General features: G+C 68.8%; 29 protein-coding genes. 11 read left to right on the top strand and 18 right to left on the bottom strand.

What is annotated here, in order from left to right; genetic code table 11:
* Both HKK74_RS25610 and HKK74_RS25615 read left to right on the top strand, forming a co-directional pair.
* The coding region (locus HKK74_RS25610) for a PTS sugar transporter subunit IIA (RefSeq protein ID WP_187245903.1) at nt 1-354 on the top strand (354 nt) is incomplete at its 5' end.
* Entirely contained in the window at nt 347-1,078 is a 732-nt protein-coding gene (locus HKK74_RS25615) for an SIS domain-containing protein (RefSeq protein ID WP_187245904.1), read from the top strand. The genes HKK74_RS25610 and HKK74_RS25615, both read left to right, overlap by 8 nt.
* 30 nt (nt 1,079-1,108) lie before the next feature.
* Here the strand turns inward: HKK74_RS25615 and HKK74_RS25620 are convergent, their stop codons facing one another.
* Nucleotides 1,109-1,630, bottom strand: a complete 522-nt coding sequence (locus tag HKK74_RS25620) for a hypothetical protein (RefSeq protein WP_187245905.1) — start codon at nt 1,628-1,630, stop codon at nt 1,109-1,111.
* Between the two features lie 322 nt (nt 1,631-1,952).
* Here HKK74_RS25620 and HKK74_RS25625 point away from each other — a divergent pair, with 322 nt between their 5' ends.
* Nucleotides 1,953-3,218, top strand: a complete 1,266-nt coding sequence (locus tag HKK74_RS25625) for an SGNH/GDSL hydrolase family protein (protein ID WP_187245906.1) — start codon at nt 1,953-1,955, stop codon at nt 3,216-3,218.
* Between the two features lie 94 nt (nt 3,219-3,312).
* Here HKK74_RS25625 and HKK74_RS25630 read toward each other — a convergent pair whose 3' ends face one another.
* Nucleotides 3,313-4,005: a DUF899 domain-containing protein gene (locus tag HKK74_RS25630; protein WP_187245907.1), complete on the bottom strand. Its 693-nt coding sequence runs from the start codon at nt 4,003-4,005 to the stop codon at nt 3,313-3,315.
* 94 nt (nt 4,006-4,099) lie between these two features.
* Between HKK74_RS25630 and HKK74_RS25635 the strand changes: the two genes are divergently transcribed.
* Entirely contained in the window at nt 4,100-4,570 is a 471-nt protein-coding gene (locus HKK74_RS25635) for a winged helix-turn-helix transcriptional regulator (protein WP_187245908.1), read from the top strand.
* A gap of 152 nt (nt 4,571-4,722) precedes the next feature.
* On the opposite strand, the gene HKK74_RS25640 is transcribed toward HKK74_RS25635, so the two are convergent.
* The 3 genes from HKK74_RS25640 to HKK74_RS25650 all read right to left on the bottom strand — a co-directional run bounded on the left by HKK74_RS25640 (nt 4,723) and on the right by HKK74_RS25650 (nt 7,222).
* Nucleotides 4,723-5,052 (bottom strand): PepSY domain-containing protein, encoded by a 330-nt coding sequence (locus HKK74_RS25640; RefSeq protein WP_187245909.1) that lies wholly within the window; start codon nt 5,050-5,052, stop codon nt 4,723-4,725.
* Nucleotides 5,053-5,163: 111 nt separating this feature from the next.
* Nucleotides 5,164-6,534 carry a sensor histidine kinase gene (locus tag HKK74_RS25645; protein ID WP_187245910.1) on the bottom strand — a complete coding sequence of 457 codons (1,371 nt, stop codon included), beginning with the start codon at nt 6,532-6,534 and terminating at the stop codon, nt 5,164-5,166.
* The gene (locus HKK74_RS25650) at nt 6,524-7,222 is read right to left on the bottom strand and encodes a response regulator transcription factor (RefSeq protein WP_425544347.1); all 699 of its coding nucleotides are present in this window, start codon (nt 7,220-7,222) and stop codon (nt 6,524-6,526) included. Before HKK74_RS25650 ends, HKK74_RS25645 begins: the two co-directional genes overlap by 11 nt.
* A gap of 151 nt (nt 7,223-7,373) precedes the next feature.
* Here HKK74_RS25650 and HKK74_RS25655 point away from each other — a divergent pair, with 151 nt between their 5' ends.
* On the top strand, nt 7,374-8,072 hold the full coding sequence (locus HKK74_RS25655; protein ID WP_187245911.1) for a class I SAM-dependent methyltransferase: 699 nt from the start codon (nt 7,374-7,376) through the stop codon (nt 8,070-8,072).
* A gap of 73 nt (nt 8,073-8,145) precedes the next feature.
* On the opposite strand, the gene HKK74_RS25660 is transcribed toward HKK74_RS25655, so the two are convergent.
* Together HKK74_RS25660 and HKK74_RS25665 are read right to left on the bottom strand one after the other, a co-directional pair.
* A complete protein-coding gene (locus HKK74_RS25660; RefSeq protein WP_187245912.1) occupies nt 8,146-9,963 on the bottom strand; it encodes a cyclic nucleotide-binding domain-containing protein in 1,818 nt (605 codons plus the stop codon).
* Nucleotides 9,950-10,315, bottom strand: coding sequence for a hypothetical protein (locus HKK74_RS25665; protein ID WP_187245913.1), 366 nt, complete (start codon nt 10,313-10,315; stop codon nt 9,950-9,952). The genes HKK74_RS25660 and HKK74_RS25665 overlap by 14 nt, the downstream gene beginning before the upstream one ends.
* A 388-nt stretch (nt 10,316-10,703) precedes the next feature.
* Between HKK74_RS25665 and HKK74_RS25670 the strand changes: the two genes are divergently transcribed.
* Together HKK74_RS25670 and HKK74_RS25675 are read left to right on the top strand one after the other, a co-directional pair.
* Entirely contained in the window at nt 10,704-12,815 is a 2,112-nt protein-coding gene (locus HKK74_RS25670) for a hypothetical protein (protein WP_187245914.1), read from the top strand.
* Between the two features lie 5 nt (nt 12,816-12,820).
* The gene (locus HKK74_RS25675) at nt 12,821-13,678 is read left to right on the top strand and encodes an immunity 49 family protein (RefSeq protein ID WP_187245915.1); all 858 of its coding nucleotides are present in this window, start codon (nt 12,821-12,823) and stop codon (nt 13,676-13,678) included.
* A gap of 149 nt (nt 13,679-13,827) precedes the next feature.
* Here HKK74_RS25675 and HKK74_RS25680 read toward each other — a convergent pair whose 3' ends face one another.
* From HKK74_RS25680 to HKK74_RS25690, 3 genes are read right to left on the bottom strand one after another with little or no spacing between them, the layout of a single operon-like run.
* A complete protein-coding gene (locus HKK74_RS25680) occupies nt 13,828-14,565 on the bottom strand; it encodes a hypothetical protein (protein ID WP_187245916.1) in 738 nt (245 codons plus the stop codon).
* Nucleotides 14,562-14,900 (bottom strand): PadR family transcriptional regulator, encoded by a 339-nt coding sequence (locus tag HKK74_RS25685; RefSeq protein WP_187245917.1) that lies wholly within the window; start codon nt 14,898-14,900, stop codon nt 14,562-14,564. The genes HKK74_RS25680 and HKK74_RS25685 overlap by 4 nt, the downstream gene beginning before the upstream one ends.
* 39 nt (nt 14,901-14,939) lie before the next feature.
* Nucleotides 14,940-15,386, bottom strand: coding sequence for a hypothetical protein (locus HKK74_RS25690; protein WP_187245918.1), 447 nt, complete (start codon nt 15,384-15,386; stop codon nt 14,940-14,942).
* 429 nt (nt 15,387-15,815) lie between these two features.
* On the opposite strand from HKK74_RS25690, the gene HKK74_RS25695 reads away from it, so the two are divergent.
* Nucleotides 15,816-16,439 carry a class I SAM-dependent methyltransferase gene (locus HKK74_RS25695; RefSeq protein ID WP_187246020.1) on the top strand — a complete coding sequence of 208 codons (624 nt, stop codon included), beginning with the start codon at nt 15,816-15,818 and terminating at the stop codon, nt 16,437-16,439.
* A gap of 130 nt (nt 16,440-16,569) precedes the next feature.
* Here HKK74_RS25695 and HKK74_RS25700 read toward each other — a convergent pair whose 3' ends face one another.
* The gene (locus HKK74_RS25700) at nt 16,570-17,010 is read right to left on the bottom strand and encodes a DUF6069 family protein (protein ID WP_222722730.1); all 441 of its coding nucleotides are present in this window, start codon (nt 17,008-17,010) and stop codon (nt 16,570-16,572) included.
* 37 nt (nt 17,011-17,047) lie between these two features.
* Entirely contained in the window at nt 17,048-17,287 is a 240-nt protein-coding gene (locus HKK74_RS25705) for a hypothetical protein (protein ID WP_187245920.1), read from the bottom strand.
* A 55-nt stretch (nt 17,288-17,342) separates the two neighbouring features.
* Between HKK74_RS25705 and HKK74_RS25710 the strand changes: the two genes are divergently transcribed.
* Nucleotides 17,343-18,296 carry an AraC family transcriptional regulator gene (locus HKK74_RS25710; RefSeq protein ID WP_187245921.1) on the top strand — a complete coding sequence of 318 codons (954 nt, stop codon included), beginning with the start codon at nt 17,343-17,345 and terminating at the stop codon, nt 18,294-18,296.
* Between the two features lie 237 nt (nt 18,297-18,533).
* Here HKK74_RS25710 and HKK74_RS25715 read toward each other — a convergent pair whose 3' ends face one another.
* The 4 genes from HKK74_RS25715 to HKK74_RS25730 all read right to left on the bottom strand — a co-directional run bounded on the left by HKK74_RS25715 (nt 18,534) and on the right by HKK74_RS25730 (nt 22,130).
* A complete protein-coding gene (locus HKK74_RS25715; RefSeq protein ID WP_187245922.1) occupies nt 18,534-19,547 on the bottom strand; it encodes a TerC family protein in 1,014 nt (337 codons plus the stop codon).
* A 271-nt stretch (nt 19,548-19,818) separates the two neighbouring features.
* The gene (locus HKK74_RS25720) at nt 19,819-20,010 is read right to left on the bottom strand and encodes a hypothetical protein (protein WP_187245923.1); all 192 of its coding nucleotides are present in this window, start codon (nt 20,008-20,010) and stop codon (nt 19,819-19,821) included.
* Between the two features lie 28 nt (nt 20,011-20,038).
* Nucleotides 20,039-21,049: a hypothetical protein gene (locus tag HKK74_RS25725; RefSeq protein ID WP_187245924.1), complete on the bottom strand. Its 1,011-nt coding sequence runs from the start codon at nt 21,047-21,049 to the stop codon at nt 20,039-20,041.
* 58 nt (nt 21,050-21,107) lie between these two features.
* Complete coding sequence (locus HKK74_RS25730; protein ID WP_187245925.1) at nt 21,108-22,130, bottom strand: DUF418 domain-containing protein; 1,023 nt, start codon at nt 22,128-22,130, stop codon at nt 21,108-21,110.
* A 59-nt stretch (nt 22,131-22,189) separates the two neighbouring features.
* Between HKK74_RS25730 and HKK74_RS25735 the strand changes: the two genes are divergently transcribed.
* Entirely contained in the window at nt 22,190-22,819 is a 630-nt protein-coding gene (locus HKK74_RS25735) for a nucleoside/nucleotide kinase family protein (protein WP_187245926.1), read from the top strand.
* Nucleotides 22,820-22,890: 71 nt separating this feature from the next.
* Here the strand turns inward: HKK74_RS25735 and HKK74_RS25740 are convergent, their stop codons facing one another.
* Together HKK74_RS25740 and HKK74_RS25745 are read right to left on the bottom strand one after the other, a co-directional pair.
* Nucleotides 22,891-23,598: a VWA domain-containing protein gene (locus HKK74_RS25740; protein ID WP_187246021.1), complete on the bottom strand. Its 708-nt coding sequence runs from the start codon at nt 23,596-23,598 to the stop codon at nt 22,891-22,893.
* Nucleotides 23,599-23,746: 148 nt separating this feature from the next.
* Nucleotides 23,747-24,523, bottom strand: a complete 777-nt coding sequence (locus tag HKK74_RS25745) for a TetR/AcrR family transcriptional regulator (protein WP_187245927.1) — start codon at nt 24,521-24,523, stop codon at nt 23,747-23,749.
* A gap of 85 nt (nt 24,524-24,608) precedes the next feature.
* Between HKK74_RS25745 and HKK74_RS25750 the strand changes: the two genes are divergently transcribed.
* Nucleotides 24,609-25,838, top strand: a complete 1,230-nt coding sequence (locus HKK74_RS25750) for an FAD-dependent oxidoreductase (RefSeq protein WP_187245928.1) — start codon at nt 24,609-24,611, stop codon at nt 25,836-25,838.
* Nucleotides 25,839-25,862: the final 24 nt, after the last annotated feature.

Here is a 25,862-nt window from a genome sequence, read left to right on the forward strand (position 1 = left end):
GGCGAGGGCTACCCGGACGCCTGCGTCGCGGTGGTCGAGGACAACGGTCCCTACATCATCTTGACGAAGGGCCTGGCTCTCGTGCACGCCCGCCCGGAGGACGGCGGGCTGGACGTCGGCGTGGCCGTGACGCGGCTGGCCGCCCCGGTGGAGTTCGGCCACCCGGACAACGATCCGGTCGACCTCCTCCTCGCGTTCTGCACCCCCGGGCAGGACGCGCACGTCGGCACGCTCGGCACGCTCGCCCGCGCGCTGTCGTCAGGCCTGGCCGACCGGCTGCGCACGGCCCCCGACGGCGACGCCCTGTCCGTGACTCTGCACGACGCCCTGAAGGAGGCACTGCCCGATGACTGACCTCGGCGACCGGGTGCGATCCCTGCTCGACGACCTCGACGCGCGGTCGGCCCCGGCGATCCGAGCGGCGGCGGAACTGCTCCTCGACGCGATCGAGGCCGACGGAATCGTCCACGCCGCCGGTGCCGGCCACTCCCTCACGCTGGTCTGCGAGACCTTCTACCGCGCCGGCGGGGTGGCACCCGTCCGGCCGCTCTGGGACCCCTCCGTACTGCCCCTGGCCGACGCCCTCGGCAGCACCGAGGCGGAGCGGCGGCCGGGGCTGGGCCGTTCGGTCGTCCAGAACGCCGCACCCACGCCCCCGGACGTCGCGGTGGTGTTCTCCACCAGCGGGCGCAACCCGTACCCGGTCGAGATCGCCCAAGAGTGCGCCGCACGTGGCATGGCGGTGATCGCGGTGACCTCTCCGGACGCCTCAGTGCGCGCGGACGCGCGCGCCGAGACCAGGCTGGCCGACCATGCCACGGTCGTCATCGACACCGCGGTCCCGCCGGGCGATGTCGTGTACCCGCTCGGATCGCCGCACACCGCCGCGGTGTCCACGATCCTGGCCTCGTACGCCTGGTCGCGGCTGCTCGCCGAACTCGACGACCTCGCCACCGCGCGCGGCGTCGACCTGCCGCGCTGGGTGAGCGCCAACATCCCCGGTGGGGACGCGGTCAACGAGCGGCTGCTGGCCCGCTACCGCGATCGCATCCCCGAGCTCTCGCCCCGGCCCATGTAGAACGCCGAGGACAACCGTCCCGCTGCCGGGTCAGGTGACCACCAGCGTCGCGGACACCGGGCGGGGATCCTTCGGTGCGCAGGTCGCCGTATGGCTGCCGAAGCGTGAGATGTTCGCCCTGATCGTGACGTCGCCGCTCCTCAACCGGTGGACACCGCGTGCCCTCGGGGTCCAGACGCCCGTGAGGTCGGCGGTGATCGGCTGATGTGGGGGCACGGAACCGCCGGATCCCGTCAGCCGGAACGAGGAGGTCCGCGGACCCGTGACGTCGATCCCGGCGGTGGCGTTCCAGGAGTCGATGGGCACCGGTGACCGCAGGGTCAGGCTCGAGATGCGCAGTCGAAACCGGGTCGCGGTGTCGGTGGTCGGGCGGCTCGGCGACGCGGTCAGCGTGCCGTTGATGGTGACGGATTTCGCTCCCAGCACGGGAACGCGGCAGATGTAGCCCGCCGAGAAGGCAGCGGGCTGGGCGTGCGCCTGGACGGCACCGACGCCGCCCAAAGTGACCAGCGTCGCGGCCGCCAGGCCATGCGGGCCGAGGGACTCCATCATCTGCTGTTTCCTCCCCGTTCGGGCGGTGGCAGAGCACATCCTGTTCAGGAGCCCCCGTCGCCGCAGCCGCACTCACCCGACCGGCGACATGGCGGTGAGCTCCTCTCAGTGATGACGCCATCACGCGCGAGGGGTTGGACGGGGCCTTTGAACGACAGCGACAACGATCTCTACCTCGCGTTGAGGATCATTTCGCGATTCCGTTGATGTTGCTCTTGACCGCGAACCGACTCGACCCTAGCCTCCATTCTCAGGACATAGGACGTGGGACGTCCAAGTCTGGCCATCCACTGTCGGGAGTACGGCTCTACTTGGGAGACCCATGACCAGAGGCGGTCACACCCTCGAACGACGTCGGCGGTGGGTCGGCGCAGCGCTCGCCTTGCTGACCGTCAGCGGACTGCTCAATACCGGTCAGGCCCGAGCCGAGCCGGCGCCCGCCTCCGCGGCGGCGCCCCCCGCGAGGTGGGTCGCGTCGTGGACCACCGCGATGGCGGTTCCGGTCAGCGGACAGCCGCTGGAGGGCTTCACCGATACGACGCTGCGCCAACGGATCCACCTCTCCATCGGGGGTACCGAGGTGCGGCTCCGGCTGACGAACGTCTATGGCCGGACGCCGCTGGTCGTCCGGTCGGCGAGCCTGGCCCGACCGGGTGCCGAGCCCGGGGACGTCGACGTCGCGAGTCTGGTGCCGGTCACCTTCGCGGGCTCGACGACCGTCACCCTGCCGGCCGGTGCCGAGTTCGTTTCGGATCCGATCAGGATTTCGGTTCCGGACGACGGTGACCTGCTGGCCAGCCTCTACCTGCCCGGACCCACCGGGCCGGCCACGTTCCACCGGACCGCGCACAGTACCGGTTTCGTGGCGACCGGCGACCGGACCTCCGACCCGACGGTCGGCTCCTACCCGAATCGCACCACGTCGTTCTGGTTCCTCGACGGCCTCGATGTGCGGACCAGAGCCGACGGTGCGGTGGCGTTTCTCGGCGACTCGATCACCGACGGCGACAGGTCGACCCTCGACGCCGATCACCGCTGGACGGACTATCTCGCCGACCGGATGCTGGCCGGTCCGGCGCCACACCGGTTCGGTGTCGCCAATGCCGGCATCGCCGGGAATCGGCTGCTGCTCGATCACAGCAGTTTCGGGGGCGTGAACGCGCTCGCCCGACTGGAGCGCGATGTCCTCACCCAGACCGGCGTACACGCCGTGTTCGTGTTCGAGGGCGTTAACGACATCCAGAGCTCACCGTCACAGTACGACCCGGCTCAGATCGTCGGGGCGTACCGGCAGATCATCCAGCGGGCGCACGACCGTGGTCTCCGGGTGATCGGTGCCACCATCGGTCCCTTCCAAGGTTGGCCGACCTGGACGCCTGAACGCGAGGCGGTACGCGTCACGGTCAACGAGTGGATCCGGACGTCCGGCGAGTTCGACGGCCTCGTCGACTTCGACGCCGTACTGCGCGACCCGGCACAGCCGCAGCGGATGCGGGCGGCCTACGACTCCGGTGACCACCTGCACCCCAAGGACGCGGGCTATGCGGCCATGGCCGCCGCTGTGGACCTCAGGTTGCTCCGGCCGTAACGTTCGCTCGCGGCGTATGTGCGCGGTGGGGCGCAACTCGTCGAGTTGACCGGGCCCTCCAGACGAGTCTGTCCAATCGCCTGGGTTCACGGTTTCACCGTCGCGAGGTCGGTGCCAGTGGTTCGGAATCGTCTCGGGCCTCGTATTCGTCGTGCAGCCGCCACCACTCGTACGGCCGGGTCTGCGCCCGGCCCGCGGGCGAGTCCTCCCACGTCTCCTGCCGGCCGTACGGTGTCAGGTCGAGGAAGGTCCAGATGCTGCCGAGCCGTTCGACACCACGGCCCGAGGTGAAGTAGGTGCGGTGGACGTCGTCGCCGTCACGCACGAAGACGTTGAGCGCGAACCCGCCCCCGGCGCCCATGTCGTCGTTGAAGTCGTTGCCCAGCGACGAGTACCACGGGATCGGCCAGCCCATGCGCTGCTTGAACGGGGTGATCTCGGCGAGCGGACCGCGGGAGACCAGTGCCATGGAGGTGTCGCGGGCGCGCAGGTGGGCCAGGTGCCCGACGTTGTCGGTGAACATCGAACACCCCTCACAGAAGTGATCGGCACCGAGCCACATGAAGGTGTAGACGATGAGCTGGCGTCGCCCGTCGAACAGGTCGAGCAGGCTCGCCGGCCCGTCCGGGCCCTGGAACACGTACTCCTTGTCGATCCGGACCATCGGCAGCCGGCGGCGTTCGGCGGCGAGCGCATCCAGCGCACGGGTGAGTTCTTTCTCCTTCACCAGCAATGAGTCCCGCGCGGCCTGCCACTCCTGCGCCGAGACGACCTGGGGTCGGTTCATGACACGCTCCTCCTGAAGCTTCCCTTAAGAAAGGATGTCCCGGCACCATAGCAAGTAACTTCCCTAAGGGAAGGCTGTTGCCTAAGATGACCGCATGCAGCGAACCCGGTTCGGCGAGATGGCCTGCTCGATCGCCCGCACTTTGGACGTCATCGGAGAGCCGTGGTCACCGCTGATCCTGCGCGACGTCTACGTCGGCATCACCCGCTTCGAGCGACTCCAGGAGGACCTCGGCATCTCCAGCAAGGTGCTCACCGAGCGGCTGAAGTGGCTGGTCGACAACGACGTACTGCAGCGGGAGGAGTATTCGAGCCGGCCGCCGCGGCACGAGTACAGGCTGACCGCCAAGGGCCTGGAGCTGTGCGACCTGCTGCTGGTGATGGTGCGCTGGGGAGACCGGTGGACGGCGGGCGGGGCCGGCCCGCCAGTGCTCTACCGGCACCATGCCTGCGGCCAGATCGGGCACGTGGAGCTGCACTGCTCGGTATGTGATCGGCCCATGCGCGCCACGGACATCGACGTGCTGCCCGGCCCCGGGGCCGACACCGGGGCGACCTCGGTCTGAGCCCCCCGCGTGCGCCGGCGGTCGGCCCGCGGCCGAGCAGCGAGGTGCTCGGTGCGGGTGCCGACCGCCGTCTCGGTTCGGGCCTGACCGATCAGCGCTCGCTGCCGGTCGCCTTGGAACCGAGCCCGCCATCAAGTGGTGACGCGGTAGCCCTATCCGTCCTTGCCGGAACGGTCTCCGCCGTCGGTCTTGCTGCCGACGACCTTGAAGTCGCGGTCGAGTTGCACGTCGGTCTGGCGGCCGCCGGGGCGGGTGACCTCGACCTCGTAGTAGCTCTCCTCGTCGCCCACCTCGGTCCCGGTGACCTTGCCACCATGGGTGTAGGCCAGCGCCGCTGCGCCGGCCCTGGCGAGGGCTGGTCCGGTGATCGGCTTGTCGGCGCCGTCGTCGCCACCGCCGGATGCCATCGCGACCCCGGCGCCGCCGCCGGCGAAGGCGAGGGTGAGCGTTCCGATGGTGATCCACCGGGTCCTGCGGTTCATCGCGAACTCCTCTCGGTTGCCCGATGCAAAGGCCTGCTGATGCAAGGCCTGCTTGCTGCACAGGCTGCCGGGTGGTGGCTGAGCGGACGCTGAACGCTGCTGAAGATGGGTTCAGCCGGAGCCCGTACGGGGTAGGACGACCCTCGCCCGGGCGCCGCCGAGATCGCTGCCGGTCAGGGTGAACGTGCCGCCGTGTGCGGCGACCAGTTCGGCGACGATGGCCAGACCCAGACCGCTGCCCCCTTCGTCGCGGGTCCGAGCGTCATCGAGCCGTACGAACCGCTCGAGCACCCGCTGCCTCTCCTCCTCGGGAATGCCCGGCCCGTCGTCGTCCACGGTGAGCAGCACGCGCCCGTCCGCCTCGGTGAGCGTGAAGGCGACGCGGTGACGCGCGTGCCGGGCGGCGTTGTCCGCGAGGTTGCGCAGTACCCGCCGGAGCCCCATCGCGTCGCCGTCCACCCGGGCGGCGGACACGCCGCTGCTGTCGATCCGCAACGTGTTCGCGGCGCGTAGCCGGCGGGCCTCCTCGAACACCAGATCGTCGAGATCGACCGGCCGCCGGGCCACGCGCAGGGTGTGCTCGTCGGCCCTGGTCAGCAGGAGCAGATCGTCCACCAGCCGTTGCACCCGTAGCCCTTCGGCCAGCACCGTCTGCGCCAGCTCTCCCGTGATGGCCCGGCCGGGATGGGCGAGGGCGACCTCGGCGTGCTGGCGGATGGACGCGACCGGCGAGCGCAACTCGTGGGAGGCATCGGAGACGAAACGTCGCTGACTCGCCTGCGCACGTTCGAGCCGGTCGAGCATCCGGTTCATCGTCGTCGCCAGCCGGCCGATCTCGTCGGTCCGGGCCGGCTCGGGGACCCTGCGGTGCAGGGCGGCGGCGGAGATCTCGTCGACCTCGCGCCGGATCGCCTCGACCGGCGCGAGCGCCCGGCCGACCATCGTCCAGGCGGTGAAGGCCACCACCAGCAGCAGCGGTGGCACGCCGATCAGCAGCAGCCGGGTGACGATCTGGGTCGAATCCGCCACGCCGGTCAACGCCCGGCCCACGATCACCGTGAAGCGGCCGTCCTCGGTACCCGCCGCCACCGCGAGGAAGGCGTCGTCATCGACGGGTGTCTTCACGCGGGCCGACCGGCCCGGCCGCAGGCGCGTCACCGCCGCCGGCCCGGCGGCATCGGGGCTCGACACCACCACCCGGCCGCGGGCATCGAGGATCTGCACGAACTGCTCGTCATCGCGCTCGGCCCCTGCGGCGGCGGACTCCGGCTCGCCTCCGGAGTTCAGGAACGCCGCCACATCCCGCGCCCGCGAGCCGGCCGCCGAGTGAACCTCGTTGGTCAGCGTGCTCTCCAGCACGAAGACCAACCCGATGGCCCCGGCGACCAGCGCCAAGCCGACCACCGCCACCGCCGCCAGTGTCAGCCGCACCCGGACGGTGCCGGACCTGGCCGCCGACGTATCCGCCTTGTCATCCGCCATTGGCCGCCAGCCGATACCCCGCCCCCCGGACGGTCTCGATGGCCGCACGACCGAACGGGCGATCGAGCTTGTTGCGCAGATGCCGCACGTACACCTCCACGATGTTGGGATCGCCCTCGAAGTCGTAGTCCCACACGTGCGCCAGAATCTCCCGCTTGGCGACGACCTCCCCCCGACGGCGCAACAGGAACTCCAGCAACGCCAGCTCCCGCGGCGTGAGCTCGATCTCGACCCCGCCCCGCCAGGCGCGCCGGGCCGCCGGATCGAGCCGCAGGTCGCCCGCCTCCAAAATCGCCGGCCTCGGCTTCGCACCCCGGCGTAGCAGTGCCCGCAGCCGGGCGACCAGCACAGCGTACGAGAACGGCTTGGTCAGATAGTCGTCCGCGCCATTGTCGAGACCCTCCACCTCGTCCCACTCGCCCTCCTTGGCGGTGAGCATGAGGATCGGAGTCCAGACGCGCTCCGCGCGGAGCGTGGCGCAGATCTCGTAGCCGTCGACGCCCGGCAGCATGATGTCGAGAACGATCACGTCGTACGGGAACTCACGGGCCATCCACAGCCCGTCCGTGCCGTCCAGAGCGACGTCGACGGCGAATCCCTCGGCCTCCAGCCCGCTGCGGAGCCCGGCTGCGAGCCGTCTCTCGTCCTCGACGACCAGTACTCGCATGGTGCTCTTCTCTTCACGCATCCTGATCTTCACGTGTCGCAAGGCGCACGCCGAACCCATCATCGCGGGTGGCGACTGAAGACCGGCTGAACGCCATAGGCCGCTCGGGTCGTCGATGATCTCGGCCGGGCCGCTGTCAGCGATATAACGTCCGGTACGGGAGAATGCCGCCATGGCACGGCTTCTCGACGACGGCACGCTCGAGGCCTCGTCGGTGGTGGCCAACTGCGCCATGAACCGCGAACGGTCGCTGACCGGTTCCAACGGATACGGTCGTGAGCTCGGACTGGACGTCCTGGCGGAGATCACCGACCGGCTGGGGCGTACGGGTGAGCCCGTGCGATGGCTCGACCTGTGCTGCGGCAGTGGGCGGGCCCTGTCCGAGGCGGCGGCCCGGCTGCGCGACCGGGGCCTCGCGGACCAGGTCGAGATCACCGGCGTCGACCTGGTGGACCACTTCGTCGTGCCGCAGCGTCCACCGGGACTGCGGTTGGTGGTCGCGTCGGTGACGAGCTGGACGCCGTCCGACCGCTTCGACCTGATCACTTGCGTGCACGGCCTGCACTATGTCGGCGACAAACTCGGCGCGCTGGCGCGCGCCGCGTCCCGGCTCACCGCGGGCGGACTCCTGGTGGCCAACCTCGACCTGCGGGGGATCCGGCCGGCCGGTGGCGCGCCCGCCGGCCGCCGGCTCACGACCGCGCTGCGCGCGCAGGGCTTCGGTTACGATCCGGCTCGCCGCCGGATCTCGCTTCGCGGCGCGTGCACCGTACGTCTCCCGTATCGCTATCTCGGCGCCGATGACCGGGCGGGCCCGAACTACACGGGCCAGCCGGCGGTGGAATCGCACTATGAGTACACCGGTCGCTGAACCACTCGTCGGCGTTCTGGTGACGCAAAGTTCGTGGTCCAGCGCCGCAGCGGTCGCCGGTGGACGGGTGGCGTCACGGGGGAACGAGCCTCATCCATGCGGTGGTGCTCGTCTCCTTCGCGCTCACTCTCACACGTTCGAAGTCGGCCGCGGGCCCGACCACCGTTTCGTAGACGGACGCCGAGACGATGAGTCCCAGGTCGGCTCCGCCGGCGGCGAGCCGCCGCTTCAGTTCGAGCGAGTCCAGCAGCCGGGCGGCCTGGATGAGCGCCGATCCGGAGACCCCCAGCGTGTCGGCGACGACGGGGCCCACATGGACGGCGACTCTCACCTGGAAGCGCTGGGCCTCGCCGGCCTGGCGGTTGTGCCGTCCCATCCCAGCGGAGAACTGAGGAATCAGCGAGTCGAGCACGACGTTCGTCGAGATCCCGGGCGGAATGACGATGAGGACACCGTCGCCGCGGTCCTCCCGATGGCAGGCCGCCCAAGAGACGGCGGCATCGTCGAACGCCTGCTGAAGTACCTCGTAGAGAACCGTCCGGATGACGCGGCGGTCGGTCTCGGTGCGGGTCGGGGCCCCGAACCCGGCGATATCGAGGAACATGATGGTGCAGTTCTGCCCAGTCCAGAATGGCGAGGCGGCGGCGGTCTCCGACGGGATCGGCGGGTTGTCGGTGAGCCGCTCGAGCTGACCGGGGTCGAGGACGTCGATCGCGTCCGTGTTTGTGCGGACGATGCCCTGATCCCGCCATGAGGTGAGGACGCTTCCGACCACGGCGGGCGAGGAGGACGTCCAGCCCGCCAGCTCGTGGCCGGTGACCGGGAGGGTGGTGGGCTGCGCTCCGCCGAGAGCAGTGATCAATGCGGCCAGGCGCTGTTCGGTGTCGATCAGTTCGTTGGGCGTCGAGAGTGTCGGCTCCTCGGCGATCCGGTCGTGGACCTGCTTCTCCAGGACCGACAGCACGCCCGGATAGCGTGAAACGAGAGCCGAGAAGTCCTCGGCCGCGATGACGAGCGCGTCGACGGCGTCCAGCGCTATCACGGTGGCCGACCACGCGCCGTCCCTGAGTAGCGCCCGTTCGCCCACGAGATCACCTGGTCCGCGGACCGCGACGATCCGCTCCTCGCCCGCACGATCGACGCGGACCTTGGTCCAGCCGGACCGAATGATCACTACGTAGTCGGCGGGATAGCCCTGTCGCAGAAGTGGCACACCCGCGGCGAATACACGTTCCTGGGCGATCTCATGGAGATGGCGCCGCTCTGCGGGCTCGAGCGCGTTCCAGAAGCTCTCCCTGAACTCGTCGGGGTGCCGGGCCGGCGTTGTGCCGCGACTCCGCGGGCTCTGTGAGTGGCCGAGCAACCGCGCGAAGACGGCTGCGTCGCTCGCCTTCAGGGCCCGTACATCGTCGACCGTCCCCGCGAACGCGAGACCGGCGCGGGTCAAGGCCGCCTGGCCACGGGCGTATTGCACGATGGGCGTGAGAAACAGGGCCGGCACGGCGAAGGTCAGTGCGGCGACCACTCCCGCGCCGCCTGCGCTGGTCGCGATGGCGGCCCACGTCGTGCACGCGGCGCCGAGGACACTGAATCCGAGCAGCCCCGCCACCGTGCCACGCGTCAGGCTCGGAACCTGGACCTTGTCCCACTGAGCGGGCGTGGGAACCGTGACGACTCCGGCGGCCGCCGTCGGCTGCTTGGTGAGTACGCGGGTTCGGGTGTGGGAGCCGATGGAGCCGATGCCCGGCGTGGCACCGGAAAACGCCTCCAGAAGTCGCCGCACCGAACCCGCGCGGAGCGAAGGAGGGGCCGCCCGGCTCATTTCGAAAGCGGCGGACGCGTCGGAGAATGCGATCAGCAACCGGTGCAAGGCGTGGTTACGGTACGACATCTTGATTCCCGCCTCCGTTGCCCCGGCCAGATCCGTCTACATCGTTGTCATAGTCGTCATCCGCGGGGAGCGCCGCGAGCGCGTACCGGCCGACCTTGGCCATCGCGGTAGGCGCGGTCGCGCCGAGTCCCAGCGCGATCAGGGGCGTGGCGATGACCCCGGTCGCCGCCGCCGCGGACGTGAGCGCCGCGCCGATTCCGCAGTGGAGCAGGCAGGCGACGAGAAAGTATCCGCCGCCCGGCCCTTCGGGAAACCGCCAGGCCACACCCTTGACACGCCGGTTCGCCTCAAGAAAGACCAGTGCTCGGTTGGCAGCGGCCCCTAAAAGTCCCCACAAGGCGTACTCCCACATGACCGCACGGTAGGACATGTCGCGCAGGCGTTTAGTGCCGTGTCGTACATTCCCGCCACAGAGGCGCCGCTACGGCGGGAACCGGGGGCACCCCGGACCTCCTGACAGCGATGGTGACATGTGACAAGTAGCGCTGTCAGTATCTGCAATTTCTGACAAACCATCTTAAGCGGGTATTCGGGATTGGCGGCGGCCTCTAGCCTGACATCTGAGTGCCGTGTGGTGGATATGTCCCGAGGTTCGCCATGCGCGCAGGTCGCCATGGGTCGCAGGCACCGAATACCCCAGCCGATGCGCGCGCCACGGACTGGCAAGGGGACGAGTCGGCGGGCGGGGTGTGGCGTTGGGCGATGGAGTGATCGATCCGGGTGCGATTCCGATCCCTCAGGTGAAGCCGAATGCGGTGGAGGCGGCGGGGAGGGCGCTCAAAACCGATGGTGCGAACATCGCCGAGACCGGCTCTGACATCCATTCCGGCTGGCAGGGGCTGGCGGCGTTCTATCGGGCGCCGGAGGCCGCGCGGTTGTTCGCTGCGACCAGGCCGGTCCGCCAGGCAGGTGAGGACCTCGATAGAGCGGCGACGACGGCCGGGGACGCGCTGATCACGTTCGCTGACGAGGTGCGCCCGATCGTGCAGCGGCTGAACAACCTGCACGCCGATGCGACCCGATTCCGCGGCGAGATCGCCGGTGACGAGGATTGGCGCGGCGACGAGGACAAGATCGAGCGGCACAACATCCTCATCGGTGCCGTGGAACACGCGGTGGCGCAGTACCAGGCGGCCGAGCGGACGTGCGCCAACAAGATCACTGCGATTTTCGGGGGGACGCGATTCGTGGCGGCGGGTTCGGCTCCGCCCGGTGCCGGTGAGCTCGCCTACGGGGGCACCTACACCCCTGAGGACAACCCCACTCCATGGGGCAGCCCGCAACAGCACGACAAGCCCTGGTACCAGGACGCCTGGGACGGCGTGTACGACTTCGGCAGCGGCATCGTCACGGACCTGGGCGGACTGACCGGGCTGTACGGCGAGAACGGCTGGGTGTGGGCGGGCGGCGAGTGGGGCGATTGGTGGGGCAATGCCAAGGACTCCTGGGTCGGCATGGGCAAGGGCCTCGCCGGCCTCGCCGGTTTCTACGGCCCGGACGGCTGGGGCTGGCAGGGCTGGGGCAACACCTGGAACAACTGGAAAGAGGTCGGCCACGCCTTCGTCCCCTGGCGTGAGTACGGCGACCGGCCTGGTTACGTCTGGACCCAGAGCCTTCTCAACATCGGCAGCTGCTTCCTCGGCGGTGCCGGCCTCATCAAAGGCGGCGCGCAAGCCCTCAGCAGGATCGGCCGAAAGGCCGACGTGGACGCTCCCGAAATCGATCTCACCCGGCCCGATGCCGACCTGAACCTGCCCAACACGCCCGGCGACAGGATGCCCACCACCCAGGACATCCGGGATGCCTTCGATGACCTTGATTTCGACAACGTCTCGCTCGATCTCGACAGAGCCCTCGACGACGCCGACAGATTGGACGACCGGCAGCCCGTGCACGTCGGCGGCCGAGATGAGAACTCCGGCGGCAACGGACACGAGCCGGACACGGGCTCGTCCGGCTCGGATGGCCGCGACACCGAACCTTCGTCAGGACCGGACAAGACCCAGCGGAACCCACGGATCGATGAACAGCTCAACGACGGCAACTGGCGCGAGACCCACTACCGCGAGTCATCGGATCACGAGTTGTGGCGTCGGAGCGTCCACGCCGTGGACGAGGACGGCTACCGGATCCCCAAGGCGTACTACAACGAGACCACCCACCGGTACGAACCGGCTGGGGAGGACTACGAACCGGCCGAGTTCAAGGAAGACCCATCGCCGGATCGGCAGCGTCCCAGTCCGGAGGTGCGGAAGGATTATCAGGGTCTGGTCGACGAGCGCAAGCAGGCGATCGAGGACGTCAAGCTGGCCAATCAGCGGTACGACTCCGAGGCTCCCGACCCGAGTGCCGAGGCCATCGAAGAGCGCCGGAGGGCATACGAGGAGCAGACCAGGATCGGTGAAGAGCTCGGCGAACGTGCAGCCGCCGATGCGGTTCGCGATCACTTTGGCAAGGACGGCCACATCGTCGAGCAGATTCCGCTCCCGCCCACCAAGAACGGCTCAGGGTGCTTCGACCAGATCTGGACGGTGAAGGATCCCGCCACCGGCGAGAAGCGGTACGTTGTCGTCGAGGCCAAAAGCCCCAACGCCGACCTCGGGCTCCGCCGCGGTCCAGACGCCAAGCTTCTCGAACAGGGCCACCCTGACTACTTCAAGAGCATCTTGCGGGAAATGCGTCGGCGAGGTGGCGACGAACGCGCGTTGGCAGATGACCTGCAGGAGGCTCTTGAAGATCGTAAGCTCGACTATGTAATGTCCCGGGCGCACGTAAAAATAGACCCTAAGACTGGTAATCATGCGTACGACGGTTATACGCTCAAGCACTTCGATATCAGCGATAAGGACTGAGGATTGTGCGCGTCGTTGCACGACATTCGGTTGACTCTAACTTTGCGAAAGAGCAAGTCGCAGGGCTTGGTGAAAGTATCGAGAAGGCGCTTGGCCGACTCGAACGATTCCCTCAGAGGCTGAGCTCTTTGCTGGATACGATTTTGATGGAGACTGGCTACCGCTGCGCTCTGGACGCTAAGGCGCAGTATCTGGAGACGTGGGAGAGCGTTGTCTCGACGATGCAGGTCGGATCGGCGATCTTCGAGACGGGCTCGCGGTCAGAAGGTGTGGTGGAGTGCCGTATCGCTCACAAGATCTGGCAGGTTCCGGCTACCGGCCCGCAGTACTGGACCAACGTTCACAACTGGCTGACCGCGTTGTGGTTGGCGATGATCTGCCGCGAACGTGGCCGGGCTCGTAGGCTGGCGGAGATGCCGCTGGAACTGTTGCGTGCCTCGAGTGAGCAATTCGACGACTTCGAATTTCCCTGGGTTGAATCACTGCAGATGTTCTGGCGTAACGAACAGGGTCTGTTCGACAAGCTCATGCCGGCGATGAAGGCCACCGCTCCCGAACAGATCCGAGTGACGACGACGGAATACGCGCTGTTGCAAGTGTGGCCCACTATGCGGACCTTCTATCATCTGGTCCAGGGCGAGAACGAGCAGTTCAACGACGTCCTCGCTGAGGCGGTGCAGTTGCACAAGGACTACTGGACCGCCGATGAGGAACGCGCGAAGGATCCCGACGGGTTCATCGCCCTTGGTCCGTTGGCCATGGCATGCCTGGCCCGTGACTGGGACGTCGCCGTAGAGGTCGAATCCGAATACCTGCCTGAACACCTCATCAATGGGGCCTGGGTCGGAGAGTTCCGCACCTGACCGGCCTCCTCACGGAGTGGGCGGACTCGGCCGCGAGCCGCCGCGCCGCACGTTGGCGGACCCGGGCGATCGTTCCTTGTCCGGTGGACGTAGCGGCAGGCCCCAGCGGCCAAGACGGTAGGCACAGGTCGCGTGGCGACTCGATTGGGTCAGAGTTCCCGCCTTCGGGCACGGCGCTGGCCGATGACCACCCAGGCCGCGGCCATCACACCGCCGGCGAGGAGGCCGATCAAGAACCAGTTCTTGAGAGCGTCACCGCCGAGGGCAAGCCGTCCGAGGGCGATGGCGCCCAGGAACGCCGCGTAACCAGCGAAGAACACGTAGAACCGTTTGCTCCAGAAGATGCGCCGTCCCGGACCGTCCGGAGCCTCGTCGAGTTCTCCGGCCGGCCCCAGGCTGGCGGACTTCGGGCGCTTGAAGTACTCGAAGACGACCCAGGTGCCGCAGGGCTCCCAGCCGTCCGGAGCGAGCCGGTCGGCGGTCTTCGCGCGGCCCCCGACGACCACTGTCTCGCGCCGGTACTCCCAGCGCTGCGGTCGCGCGGGGTCGCGGTGGCTGACGAAGTGCCCGAGTGCGTCGACGCGCTCGACCTCCCAGCCCTGGTCACCGAACTCGTTGAGCCGTTTCCTCTCATGGAAGGCGTCGGCCGTCCACCGCCAGGTCTCCGGGGCCGGGTCGATCTCCGGGCTCGGTGCGCTGTCGGCTCCCTGTGCATGTCCGGCCGTGAGCTGTTCGGCGAAGTCGGCGGCCGGCCCGAACTCCTCCTCCGGGGCGGCGCCCGACTCGGTGACATAGGTCGCGAGGTCGTCGATGGTGCTCGCGATCTGCTCGTCGGAGAGTCCGCTCTCGCGCAGCCGCTCGGCCAGCGTGTCGAAGTAGGAGGTCATCCAGCCGCTCCCTTGTCGAGTACGGAACGTACGGATTGATCGAAGGCCAGCCACAGTCTGGTCTGTTCGGCGAGGGTCTCGCGGCCCTGCTGCGTGAGCCGGTAGTACCGGCGGCCGGGTCCCCGGTCGGCGACGCGGAACTCGGCGGCCACCAGGCCTGCCTCTTCCAGCCGGTTGAGCACGGGATAGAGCGTGCCGCCCTTGATCTGACCGAGCCCGGAGCCGGCCAGTGTCTTGGCGATCTCGTAGCCGTAGCTCTCGCCCTCGGTCAGGCCGGCGAGCACCAGCAGATCGAGTACGCCCTTGAGCCAGCTCGCGCGGCGGTCAGTAGCCATGCCTCAAGGGTAGCCATGCGACCTAGACGCCATGACGAACTATGGCTGGGTCGCTGCGGTGACGGTGAAGCCGCACCAGGCGCTCCAGGCCGAGGCACCCTCGTTGTTCTCCGCGCGCATGCGGAACTGGTAAGAGCCGGGAGTGAAGGTCCCGGCGCTGACGCCGAAGCCCCACACGTAACCGCTCGGCCAGGTCGCCTCCGTCCGGCGAAGGAACGGCTCTTCGCCCGCGCGAGCGATCTCGAGCGTCGCTTTCAACCCTGGTTGCGGCTTGGTGCCGGCCGGTGACGCCGAGAACTGCGGGCCGGACTCCGCGCTCAAGGTCGGAGTGGTCCCGGTGAAGCAGTGCTGGAATCCGGCGTACGGGGACTCGGAGATCCGCAACGCCTGGGGGACACCGGGGGTGGCGGCCCAAGCGGCGGAGGGACCGCTGAGCACGGCTGCGGCTGATGCGGCTACCACGATCGCTGAACGCACCAATTTCATGCTGACTCCTGCTCATGATCCATATTCGTCATCAGGAGTGCACACCATCGACAGTCCGGACGTCAGCCCCGGGGGCAATGACGTAAGGATTCGGTCATATCTGGCAGAGCCACGGCACGGCGGATCGGATCACCGACGGCGGATACAGATCCCCTACTTGTCAGATCTCCGCGTGCCCGCTCGCCGACGCGGGTATCGGGTCGTCATTCACCCGGTCATGTTGCCATGTCGGCAATTCCGTTTGTCGCCGCTGTCGTTGAGGATGCATAGTCCTGCGAACAGGTGGTCGTCGTGACCTCACGGCGGCCGCGCGGACGAGCGGAGGGGAGCGCACGTGGCGGGCCTGTGCACAACTACCTGGCCGTGACGGCTTGACCACCGGCGCCCCGCTGGCCGCCGCTCGCGTTGACGACAAGGAGCGCAGTGAGCATGTTCGACGAGCAGTCCTGGGAGGAGCGCTACCGCTCCCACTCAGCGGTCTGGAGTGGGCGGCCCAACCCGCAACTCGTGGCAGAGGCTTCCCATCTTGCCACCGGCGTAGCGCTCGACGTGGGCTGCGGCGAAGGCGCCGACGCCCTCTGGCTCGCCTCACGCGGCTGGCAGGTCACCGCAGTGGACTTCTCCACCACCGCCCTGCAGCGCGGCGCCGAACACGCCGACGCCCTCGGCGCCGAGGTGGCCGGGAACATCCGCTGGGTGCACGCCGACCTGATTGCCTGGGTACCTGCCGAGGGGTACTTCGACCTGGTCTCCGCCCAGTTCATGCACCTGCCGGAGGTTCCGCGCAAGGCGCTTTTCGCCCGGCTGGCCACCGCGGTGGCCCCCGGCGGAACCTTGCTCATCGTCGGTCATCACCCCAGTGACATGCAGACCACGATGCCCAGGCCACCGATGCCCGAGCTCTTCTTCACCGCGGAGGAGGTCGCGGACTCGCTCGACCTCGGCCAGTGGGACATCCTCGTCGCCGCCGCCAGACCACGCCCCGCCACGGACCCGGAGGGTCAGGAGGTCACCATCCATGACACCGTCCTACGAGCCGGCAAGCGTCGGTGACGATGTGTCCGCGAGCCGCGTTCGTGAACATGCCCACGCAGATGGCTGGGTGCATCGGCCGCTCACTCACGTCGCTTCACTGAGCCTGAGCGAGAATCCTTAAGCTCGATCATTCAGCTTCTCGGATCGTTTACGCCCGGTCCCCCGGTACTCCCCGTCGCAGCATCGGGATCAGTACGGCGGCGACGGCGAGGTGAATCAAGGACAGCATGGTCTTTGTGCCAGAGGCGGCCCCAACACTGAGAATCGGCACGAAGGAAATCAGCAGTACCGAGCCGGCGAGCAAGCTCCAGATGATTCTGGCCCGGCGGATGTACCGCTCCAGTACGGCGAGCGCACCCCAGCCGAGCAGGGACAAGGCAAGTGTGAAGCCAATGATGAGCGGCAGGCCGACGGTCATTGGTGGTTGCCCGTCGCCCGGCTGGTCGACCCGCAGATCGATGTCCAGGATCTGGGCGGCGAGCCACAGCAGGCTGGTGGCCAGCACCGCGCCACCGACCGCGAGGGCTCTGAAACGCCGAGTGGTGGTGTTGGTTGTGACGGATCGGTTCGTCTGGGAGGGAGTGGTCATGGTCTCTTCCGCTGATGAGGTGTGGTGTCGGAAACGATTACTTGCGGAGTGGCCGCAGCGCCTCGCCCCAGGCGACGACCTGGTCCAGCACGGCGGTGGCCGCGTCCTCCTGCTGGGCCGCCGGATTGAGGACGCTGAGGTTCTCGAAGTCGGTGAACAGCGACAGCGCGACCTCTCCTGATATGGCAAGAAGGGGGTCGCACCCTGCAGGAGAGGTGATTACCTCTCTCGCACATGACCGTATGGCGATCAGCGGAGATGCTCCATGCTTTGACATCTTGGATTCATACGCCATCGTCTCTGTGGCTGGATGATGGCGATACGCTCCTCTCATGGATGTGCTCAGTGACGTGATCGCGGCCATGCGCGTCGGACGCCCCGCTTCCGCGCGCGTGCGACGACACGCCCCCTGGGGGCGGCGCTATCCGCCCGTGCCTGGGGCCGCCTTCCATGTGATCCTCCAAGGGGCGTGCTGGCTGCTCCGGCCGGACGGCGCCCCCATCGCGCTGGGCCCAGGGGACGTGGTGTTCCTTCCCCGGCCGGCCGATCACGGGCTGGCGGACACGCCCTCCACCCCCTTGACCGAGCCCTTCTGCGTCCCCGGCGAGGACGGCCTCCACTTCGGGCAACGCGAGGAATTCCCGCCGGACGTGGCGGGACAGGGCTCGGGGGTCCCTAGTGTGACCCTGTGCGGCGCCTACCAGTTCGACGCCTCCCGGGCGCACCCGCTGCTGAACGACCTTCCCGAGATCGTTCACCTGCCGGCCCGGCTTGGCCACCACCCCGAGCTTCGCGCCGCCGTCGATCTCCTCGGCGGCGAGCTGGAAAACTCCCGCCTCGGCGCGGACGCCGTCGTGCCCGCCCTCCTCGATGTGCTCCTGCTGTTCATCCTGCGCGCCTGGTTCGCTGAGCAGCCCGAGCAGCGCACGGCTACCGGATGGGCGGCGGCGCTGGGCGACCCGGCGATCATCGCGGCGCTGAGCGGCATCCATCGCGATCCCGCCCGGCAGTGGACGGTCGAGGAACTCGGGGCGCAGGGCGGACTGTCCCGGGCGGCCTTCTCCCGCCGGTTCACCGCACTGATCGGCCAACCACCGCTCACCTATCTCACTTGGTGGCGGATGACCACCGCGCTCCGGCTCCTACGCGACTCAGACGCGCCCCTGAACACTGTGGCCCAGCAGATCGGCTACACCTCGGAGTTCGCCTTCGCCACCGCCTTCAAACGGCAGTACGGGACCGCACCCGGCAAATACCGGCGACAAGCCCGAACAGCGACAACGTAAGAGCGGCGTGACGACCCCCCTGCGCTGGGCGAACCTCACGAGGGGACCGGCGAACCCCACAATGCCCGACAAGGCCGCATCGCAGGCACGCTACGCAAGGATGATTCCGTCCGGATTACATGGCTGAACCTCGAGGTCAGCCGGTAGATGGCCCCAGACGACGCCTCGGGGGCGGGAGGCGTTTCCGCGGAAACGTTCTGTCGCGAATCTAGAATCCAGGCGCCACAAGGGACATCCCTAAGAGCGCGCCGTAGGTTGTTCAGTCTTGGCCTGGTGTGCCCGAAGTGAGCCGGCGTGCGCCTTGGCTGAGGGATCACGCCGCGTCTTGATCAAACTCGCAGCGGTCACGATCACCAACACGATGACGATCACCCCGAGGCTCAGGGGTGTGGGGATCTCGGGGACGCGCTCGTCGATGTCGACGTGCGCCCAGTGCAGGATCAGCTTGACCCCGATGAACGCAAGGATCAGTGAGAGGCCGGTGGAGAGGTACACCAGTCGGTCCAGAAGTCCCTTCACCAGGAAGAAGAGTGCACGCAAGCCGAGCAACGCGAAGGCGTTGGCCGCGAAGACGATATAGGGCTCCTCGGTGACGCCGAAGACCGCGGGGATGGAGTCGAGTGCGAACAGCAGATCGATCCCGCCGATCGCGAGCAGTACGACGAACAGCGGCGTGACCATTCTGCGGCCCACAACGCGAGTGACGAGCTTTCCGCCCACGAAGTCGTCGGTGATCGGAAGGACGCGGCGCGCGGCCTTGACCACGACGTTGTCCTCGACATCGGGGTCCTCGTCACGGTGGCGGAACAGTTGCACCGCCGTATAGATCAGCAACAGGCCGAACAGGAGGAACGCGAACGAGAACAGCGACAGCAGCGTGGCACCGACTGCGATGAAGATCGCGCGCATGACCAGCGCGAGCACGATGCCGAACGTCAGGACCTTGTGCTGATGCTCCTCCGGCACGGCGAACGTGGTGATGATGATGACGAAGACGAACAGGTTGTCGACCGAGAGACTCTTCTCGACGAGGTAACCGGCGAAGTACTCGGTGCCGAACTCACCACCGTGCCGGATCGCGAACCACACGCCGAAGGCGATCGCCACAAGGATGTAGAACACCGACCACGCGGTGGCCTCGCGGAACCCGACCCGATGCGGACGCGCGGCCGCCAGAATCAGATCCACTGCGAGCAGACAGGCGACCAGGCCGACCGTCGCGCCCCACATCAGCCCGCTGACTTCGAGCACTGATACCTCCGACTCCGTTTCGGCACGGCTGTGTCAACCGTCGCGATCAACCCGGATCATCGGTCCAGAGTCATCCATCCCAATGGGGGCAACCGGATGCCAGCGTAGTTGATCTCGTCTAGGTCGTGTCCCGTGGATCTTCGGCTTGTTCTAGGTCGGTGCGGTGCCGGTCGATGATGTGCCGAACGGGGTCTCGATGCCGATGTTGCAGGGGTCTTCTCTGGTCTTTACCACGACCGTCATGAGGACTCGTGCTCGGAGAGGTCGGCCATCAGCAGCGCGGCCTGATCCAATGAGGGCTCTCCGCGGCCGGTGTCGCGGGGGCCGCGCCGGTCCGGTGGAGTCGCCACAGGAACAGGCCGCCGGCCTGGTCGCCCGCGGCGGCCAGGCCGAGTCCGGCATCGACGGCCCAGACCGTGCGTCCGGCCGGTTCGTCGCCGCCGATCAGCTCGGCCAGCGGCACCGGGGCCGGGTCCGTAATGGGCAGGGGATCATCCGAGGCCGTCAGGACGGTCCACCGGCTCTGATGGGTCGGACTCTCCGGCCCGGAGCGACAGCGGCTCGGGGCCCGCCCGTTCCTGCTCGGCCGCGGGTTCCTCGAGCTGGTCGGTCCAGTCCACGCCGAGCGTGCCGGCGACCCGCTCCAGGGCCGCGCGGGTACGGGCGTGCACGATGAACGGGAAGTCGCTGAACTCCCGCACGTCGTGATAGATGATCGCGTCCGGTGCGCCGTAGGTGACCGTCTCGGTGCCCAGTTCCCTCCAGGGCAGCAGACCCAGCTCCGGGAAGGTCCGGCGGACCCGCTCGACGAGCTCCGGCTCCGCCTCGTACAGGTGCACCGACCACCCATAGTGCGCGGGCAGCCGTTCCACGGCGAGCTGCAGGAAGAACTCCGTGACCGATCGGGACTGCGTCACCCAGCCGTCCTCGATGCTGACCAGCACCTTCGGGTCGGCGAGCGCGGATTCCGCGGCGAGGTAGCCCCACTCGTTGCAGTACTGGTACTCGGCCTTGAACACGCAGACGCGGCGTTCATCACCGGGCCCGGCGAGCGGGCTGTCCTCGGGAATTCCGTCCGCGACGCCGTAGCCGGTCGGGTCCGGCCGGACCGTGGGCGGCCACTCCGGGTTGGTCCAGTAGAGGGAAGGCCGGTGGGTGAAGGAGTTGAAAGGCAGATCCCACCACTCGTCCAGCGCCCTGGGGATCGGGAGCGTCATGTCGACCGCGGCGAAGCGGTCGTCCTCCTCGCCGGTCGCCGCGGCCTTGAGCCGCCGCAGATACGCCTTGTGCTCGTCCTCGGACCAGCGTGGCCAGACCGGTCCACCGTCGGGCGTCTCGTATCCCCATTCCTCCTGGAACTCGCGCAGTAGCGTCCAGCGCGGGCTGGTGTCCGCCAAGTGCTCGGCGAACTCCTCCGGGGATGTGCGTTCGCGTACGTCCCAGCGGGGCATCACCCGTCGCAGCCGTTCCGCGAATCGCCCGTAGTCGATGATCTCGGTCATGGAGGAGATCGTATGGTGCAGATCACGAACTGGACGTCCAGGACGCCCGGCTGGACCCCTACCGCGACCACGTCGAGCTGCGCTGAGCCCGCCCCTGGCGGTTGGGGACGACGCGCCACCAGGTGAGGCAGCGCCATACCCATTCCATGGGGCCGTGCTGGAAACGGCGCAGCCAGAACGTGCCGAAGACGGCCTGCGCGGTGAGGACGGCGATGCCGAGGGCCATCACGGTTCCGTACCGCGGGTCGTGTTCGAGCCGCAGTACCTGATCCGCGGCGACCACCAGAAGCGTGGCCGTCAGGTAGTTGGTGAGCGCCATCCGGCCGAGCGGCTCCAGTACCGCCGACAGCGGCCGCCGCATGGCCGTGCGCAGCAGCGCCAGCAGGCCTGAGGTGTACGCGGCGGCCGTCACCACGCCGGCGGTCGCGGCGAGCGGGGAGCCGGACGGCTCGGTGCCCGAGCGGACCTGCCAGGTGTTCAACGCGGTGGCGAGCACCGTGCTGACACCGAACACCAGGGTGAGCGCGCGACCGCGCCGGTCCAGGCCGCGGTGCAGGTCGTACTGGGCGGCGGCCATGCCGAGCAGAAAGAGGCCCGGGATGAGCCGCGCACCGCCGCCCTGGACGAGGAGCGCGTAGACCGTCGCGGCGACCCCCGCGGTCAGCGTCGCCCACGGGGGCAGGAACGACGCCGGAAGCAGGACGGCGATGCCGACGATGGCGTAGACCAGCAGTACCTCACGCGGCTGGAGCGTCTGGTGGACCAGGCCGATGGGGATCAGAAAGCCGAACCGGGTCAGCAGCGCGAGCCTCGGCCGGTCGGTGCGGCCCGCCGCGGCCCGCAGGAAGAGCGCGGCGCTCAGCCCGAAGAGCAGCGAGAAGACCGGAAAGAACCGCTGGTGGAGCAGGGTCTCGTACGCGTGGTGGCGGAGCGAGGACGCCGCCCCCGAGCCGGTGGGCATCCCGGTGATCCCCACGATGTTGACGAACAGGATGCCGCACAGCGCGAGTCCCCGGACCGCGTCGATGTCGCGGACGCGCCCATCCCGCGCCGTGTCCGTCGGCTCCCGCGTCGTCCTCATCGCCTCTCCCGCCGGGCACCGCCGTACGCTCCCACGCCGGCTTCGGTGAGGATGTGTGAGTGCGGATACGGCCGATCTCCCCATCGCTGCTGGTCGACGAGCTCGCGGACCGGATCGCCCGGACGCCCCGGTCGTCCTGGGCGCGGGTGGCTGTCGACGGCGCGCCGGCGGCGGAGCCGGGTGGGCTCGCGGATGCGCTGGTGGGCCCCTTGCGCCTGCGCGGCCGTGAGGTTCTCCGGGTGTCCGCCGACGACTTCCTGCGCGCCGCGTCGCTTCGCTTGGAGTACGGGCGGACGGACCCGGACGCGCTCTATACCGGCTGGCTCGACGCCGGAGCGCTGGTGCGGGAGGTTCTCGGCCCGCTGGAACCCGGCGGCTCGGGCCGGGTGCTGCCGTCGCTGTGGGACAGTGTCGCCGATCGGGCCACCCGCGCTCCGTACGTCACCCTGTCGCCGGGCGGGGTGCTGCTGCTCGACGGGGCCCTGCTGCTGGGCCGCGGGCTGCCGCTCGACTTCGCCGTACATCTGTGGCTCTCGCCGGGGGCACTGCTCCGTAGGACCCCCGACGAGCTGCGGTGGACGCTGCCGGCGTACGAGCGGTACGAGCGGGAGACCGGGCCCGCGCAGGTGGCGGATGCCGTCGTGCGCGTCGACGACCCCAGGCATCCGGCGCTGGCCGAGGAGCCATGACGAGCGATCGGGGATCGCCACGCCGCCCACGCCCGGCCGGTCAGCCGACGATGCCTTCCACGCCCGGCCGGTCAGCCGACGATGCCTTCGGCGCGTGCGACGGCGAGCCACTGCGGAAATTCGCCCATGAGCCGCCCGTAGAACTCGGCGTCGCCGATCGCGCGCGGATCCTGGCCGGCCTCGACGAAACCGGCGTTGTCGACGGCACGCTTCTGCGGGACCGCGAGCTCGTCGAGCTTGCGAAGGAAGGTGAACTCGTCGTCCCCGAATCCGACGAACTGCCAGAAGATCGGCAGCTTGGCGGCATCGCAGAGGATCCTCTCCGCGGCGCTGCGCGAGTTCGGTGATCCGTCGGTCTGGAAGATGACGAAGGCCGGATCGGTGGCGCCGGACGCCGCGTAGTGGTCGATGACCCTCTGCATCGCCGCGGCGTAGTTGGTCGTGCCCATGTGCTTGAGACGCTTGTGCTCCCGGTTCACGCGGCCCTCGTAGTCGGTGAGACCCACGTCGACGGGCGGGTGCGCGACGGTGTCGAAGAAGATCACGGGTACCACGCCGTCGTCGTCCAGGTTCGCCGCGAGGGCGAGGGCCTGTTCGGCCAGGTGCTGCACGGTGCCGTCCTTGTAGTACCGGCGCATCGAGCCGGACCGGTCCAGCACCAGGTAGACGGCGGCGCGCTCGGCATCAAGCCCGTGCTTGCTCAGGTTGACCTTGGCGGCCTTGTACAGGTCGACCAGGCCGGGCGCGGAGGACTGGACCTTCTCCAGATTGACGGGCATCGAACCGAACTCCATGATCTGCGGGGTGGGGGAGGGGCAGATCACCCCATCGTCTTACCGCAGGGCCGCTGAAGTGGGCGAAACAGCTGATGTGCTCGATGTCGGACAGCGTCGGGTGCGCGGGCGTCCAGGTCCCACCGCGGCCCGGTCACGGCATCGCGGCGGCGCGTAGAAACGCCTCCGCGAAGATCTCGCATGTCTCGTCCACTGGAGGCAGTTCCGGGCCCAGCGCCGCATCGAGCGTGGGGCGCAGCAGCATGTGCGCTGCGATCGGGCCGAGCAACAGCTGTACGAGCAGCGGGAACGGCAGCGGGCGCAGGCGGCCGGCCGCCACCTGGGCGATGAGCAGTGCTCGCAGGCTGGTCACCATCCGGGGGAGGGTCGCCTGCATCATCCGGCTCGCCGGGCCGCCGGGCCGGCCGAAGAGGTCCGCGAAGACCGCCGGCAGCACGCGGGGTTCCTGCCCGAACGCCGCGACCATCGCACGGTAGATCGCCCGGACCGTGTCTTCGACGTCGCTCGGCGGGTCGGCGGCCAGGGCCTCCAGGTCGGGCACCGGGCCGAAGCGGTCGAAGACGGCGGCGAGCAGGCCGTCCCGGCCCTCGAACACCACATGCAGGCTGGGCAGCGAGCATTGGGCCGCGTCGGCCACGGCGTCCAGGGTGATCGCGCCGAGCCCCTGATCGGCGATGAGCCGGGCGGCCGCGGTGATCGCCCGTTCCCGTACCGGCGGCCGCCCGCCGGGGTCGACGCCCGCCTGCCGTACGGCCTCGTCCAGGGCGGCCCGGGTGCCGCCCAGTCGTCGCAGCAGGGTGCTGCGGGAGATGCCCGCGGCGGTCGCGATCGCCGTCAGCGGAACCTCGGCCACGTCCTGGCCGCGCTCTCGGGCGGCGGACAGCGCGGCCGCCACCAGATCGTTCTCCATGCCGCACATGGTACCGATATTTATCTGACATCGTATGAGGTACCGTCTCTATAAGAGTGTCATCGCTCGTTCCAAGGGAGGATTCATGTCAGAGACCACCACCGTCCTCGTCTCCGGCGGGGGACCCGCAGGCGTGATGCTCGGCCTGCTGCTTGCCCGGGCCGGGATAGCGGTCACCGTGCTGGAGAAGCACGGCGACTTCCTGCGTGACTTCCGCGGCGATACCGTGCACGCGTCGACCGTCCGGCTGCTGGACGAGCTCGGCCTCGGTGAGGGGTTCCGCGCCCTGCCGCAGAGCCGGATGGGGAACCTGGAGATCCCCGACGCCGAGGGGAACATGGTCACGCTGGGCGACTTCGCCGGCCTGCCGGAGCCGTACAACTACGTGGCGATGATCCCGCAATGGGACCTGCTCACCTTCCTCGCCGACGCGGCCGCGCGGGAGCCCTCCTTCACCCTCCGGATGAACACCGAGACGACCGGGCTGCTCAGGGACGGGGACAAAGTGGCCGGTGTCCGTTACCGCCCCCGCGACGGGCGTGAGGGCGAGATCCGCGCCGAGCTGACCGTCGCCTGCGAGGGCAGACACTCGATCCTGCGCAGGGAGGCGGGCCTTGCACCGCGTGAGTTCCCCGTGCCCTTCGACACCTGGTGGTTCCGGCTGCCCAGGCACCCCCACGAGCAGGGTGAGGTGGCCAGGCTCATCCCCAAGATCCAGGGCGACGAGGTCCTCATGACGTTGTTCCGGGAGGACTACTACCAACTCGCCTACCTGACCCACAAAGGCGCCGACGCCCGACTGCGCGCCGAGGGCGTGGAGCGCTTCCGCGAGCGGATCGCCCGGTTGCGTCCCCAGTTCGCCGACCGGCTCGACGCCATCTCGACGATGGACGACGTGCACATGCTGGATGTCCGGCTGAATCGGCTGCCCCGCTGGTTCACGGCCGGCCTGCTGTGCATCGGCGACGCCGCGCATGCCATGACCCCGATCGGCGGAATGGGCATCAACCTCGCCGTCCAGGACGCGGTGGCCACGGCGGGTCTGCTGGCCGAGCCGCTGTGCCAGGGCCGCGTCACCGTCGGCGATCTGGCCAAGGTGCAGAAGCGCCGGGAACGGCCGGCCGCGATCGTCCAGGCGGCCCAGCGCGTGATGCAGCGGGTCATGCTCGTCCCGGCCTTCGAGGGCAAGAGGTCCGGTCCCCCCGGGGCGGTCCTCTTCCTCGGCCGCCACGTCGCCCCGTTCCGCAGGCTCCCCGCCCGGCTCATCGCCTACGGACCGCGCCCCGAACACGCCCCCGACTTCGCACGCCGATGACCGGTGCCTCGGCCACTCGGGTCC

The sequence above is a fragment of the Actinomadura alba genome (genome assembly GCF_014323705.1).
Taxonomy (GTDB): domain Bacteria; phylum Actinomycetota; class Actinomycetes; order Streptosporangiales; family Streptosporangiaceae; genus Actinomadura_C; species Actinomadura_C alba.

What these genes read in the sequence shown, in the direction of transcription:
- HKK74_RS25730 (WP_187245925.1), bottom strand. Translation starts at nt 22,130, where the DNA reads ATGAGGACGACGCGGGAGCCGACGGACACGGCGCGGGATGGGCGCGTC.
- HKK74_RS25685 (WP_187245917.1), bottom strand. Translation starts at nt 14,900, where the DNA reads ATGGCTACTGACCGCCGCGCGAGCTGGCTCAAGGGCGTACTCGATCTG.
- HKK74_RS25630 (WP_187245907.1), bottom strand. Translation starts at nt 4,005, where the DNA reads ATGAACCGACCCCAGGTCGTCTCGGCGCAGGAGTGGCAGGCCGCGCGG.
- HKK74_RS25725 (WP_187245924.1), bottom strand. Translation starts at nt 21,049, where the DNA reads ATGACCGAGATCATCGACTACGGGCGATTCGCGGAACGGCTGCGACGG.
- HKK74_RS25680 (WP_187245916.1), bottom strand. Translation starts at nt 14,565, where the DNA reads ATGACCTCCTACTTCGACACGCTGGCCGAGCGGCTGCGCGAGAGCGGA.
- HKK74_RS25745 (WP_187245927.1), bottom strand. Translation starts at nt 24,523, where the DNA reads ATGGAGAACGATCTGGTGGCGGCCGCGCTGTCCGCCGCCCGAGAGCGC.
- HKK74_RS25710 (WP_187245921.1), top strand. Translation starts at nt 17,343, where the DNA reads ATGGATGTGCTCAGTGACGTGATCGCGGCCATGCGCGTCGGACGCCCC.
- HKK74_RS25615 (WP_187245904.1), top strand. Translation starts at nt 347, where the DNA reads ATGACTGACCTCGGCGACCGGGTGCGATCCCTGCTCGACGACCTCGAC.
- HKK74_RS25740 (WP_187246021.1), bottom strand. Translation starts at nt 23,598, where the DNA reads ATGCCCGTCAATCTGGAGAAGGTCCAGTCCTCCGCGCCCGGCCTGGTC.
- HKK74_RS25655 (WP_187245911.1), top strand. Translation starts at nt 7,374, where the DNA reads ATGGCACGGCTTCTCGACGACGGCACGCTCGAGGCCTCGTCGGTGGTG.
- HKK74_RS25635 (WP_187245908.1), top strand. Translation starts at nt 4,100, where the DNA reads ATGCAGCGAACCCGGTTCGGCGAGATGGCCTGCTCGATCGCCCGCACT.
- HKK74_RS25650 (WP_425544347.1), bottom strand. Translation starts at nt 7,222, where the DNA reads ATGCGTGAAGAGAAGAGCACCATGCGAGTACTGGTCGTCGAGGACGAG.
- HKK74_RS25690 (WP_187245918.1), bottom strand. Translation starts at nt 15,386, where the DNA reads ATGAAATTGGTGCGTTCAGCGATCGTGGTAGCCGCATCAGCCGCAGCC.
- HKK74_RS25695 (WP_187246020.1), top strand. Translation starts at nt 15,816, where the DNA reads ATGTTCGACGAGCAGTCCTGGGAGGAGCGCTACCGCTCCCACTCAGCG.
- HKK74_RS25660 (WP_187245912.1), bottom strand. Translation starts at nt 9,963, where the DNA reads ATGTCGTACCGTAACCACGCCTTGCACCGGTTGCTGATCGCATTCTCC.
- HKK74_RS25620 (WP_187245905.1), bottom strand. Translation starts at nt 1,630, where the DNA reads ATGATGGAGTCCCTCGGCCCGCATGGCCTGGCGGCCGCGACGCTGGTC.
- HKK74_RS25700 (WP_222722730.1), bottom strand. Translation starts at nt 17,010, where the DNA reads ATGACCACTCCCTCCCAGACGAACCGATCCGTCACAACCAACACCACC.
- HKK74_RS25625 (WP_187245906.1), top strand. Translation starts at nt 1,953, where the DNA reads ATGACCAGAGGCGGTCACACCCTCGAACGACGTCGGCGGTGGGTCGGC.
- HKK74_RS25750 (WP_187245928.1), top strand. Translation starts at nt 24,609, where the DNA reads ATGTCAGAGACCACCACCGTCCTCGTCTCCGGCGGGGGACCCGCAGGC.
- HKK74_RS25705 (WP_187245920.1), bottom strand. Translation starts at nt 17,287, where the DNA reads ATGTCAAAGCATGGAGCATCTCCGCTGATCGCCATACGGTCATGTGCG.
- HKK74_RS25645 (WP_187245910.1), bottom strand. Translation starts at nt 6,534, where the DNA reads ATGGCGGATGACAAGGCGGATACGTCGGCGGCCAGGTCCGGCACCGTC.
- HKK74_RS25665 (WP_187245913.1), bottom strand. Translation starts at nt 10,315, where the DNA reads ATGTGGGAGTACGCCTTGTGGGGACTTTTAGGGGCCGCTGCCAACCGA.
- HKK74_RS25640 (WP_187245909.1), bottom strand. Translation starts at nt 5,052, where the DNA reads ATGAACCGCAGGACCCGGTGGATCACCATCGGAACGCTCACCCTCGCC.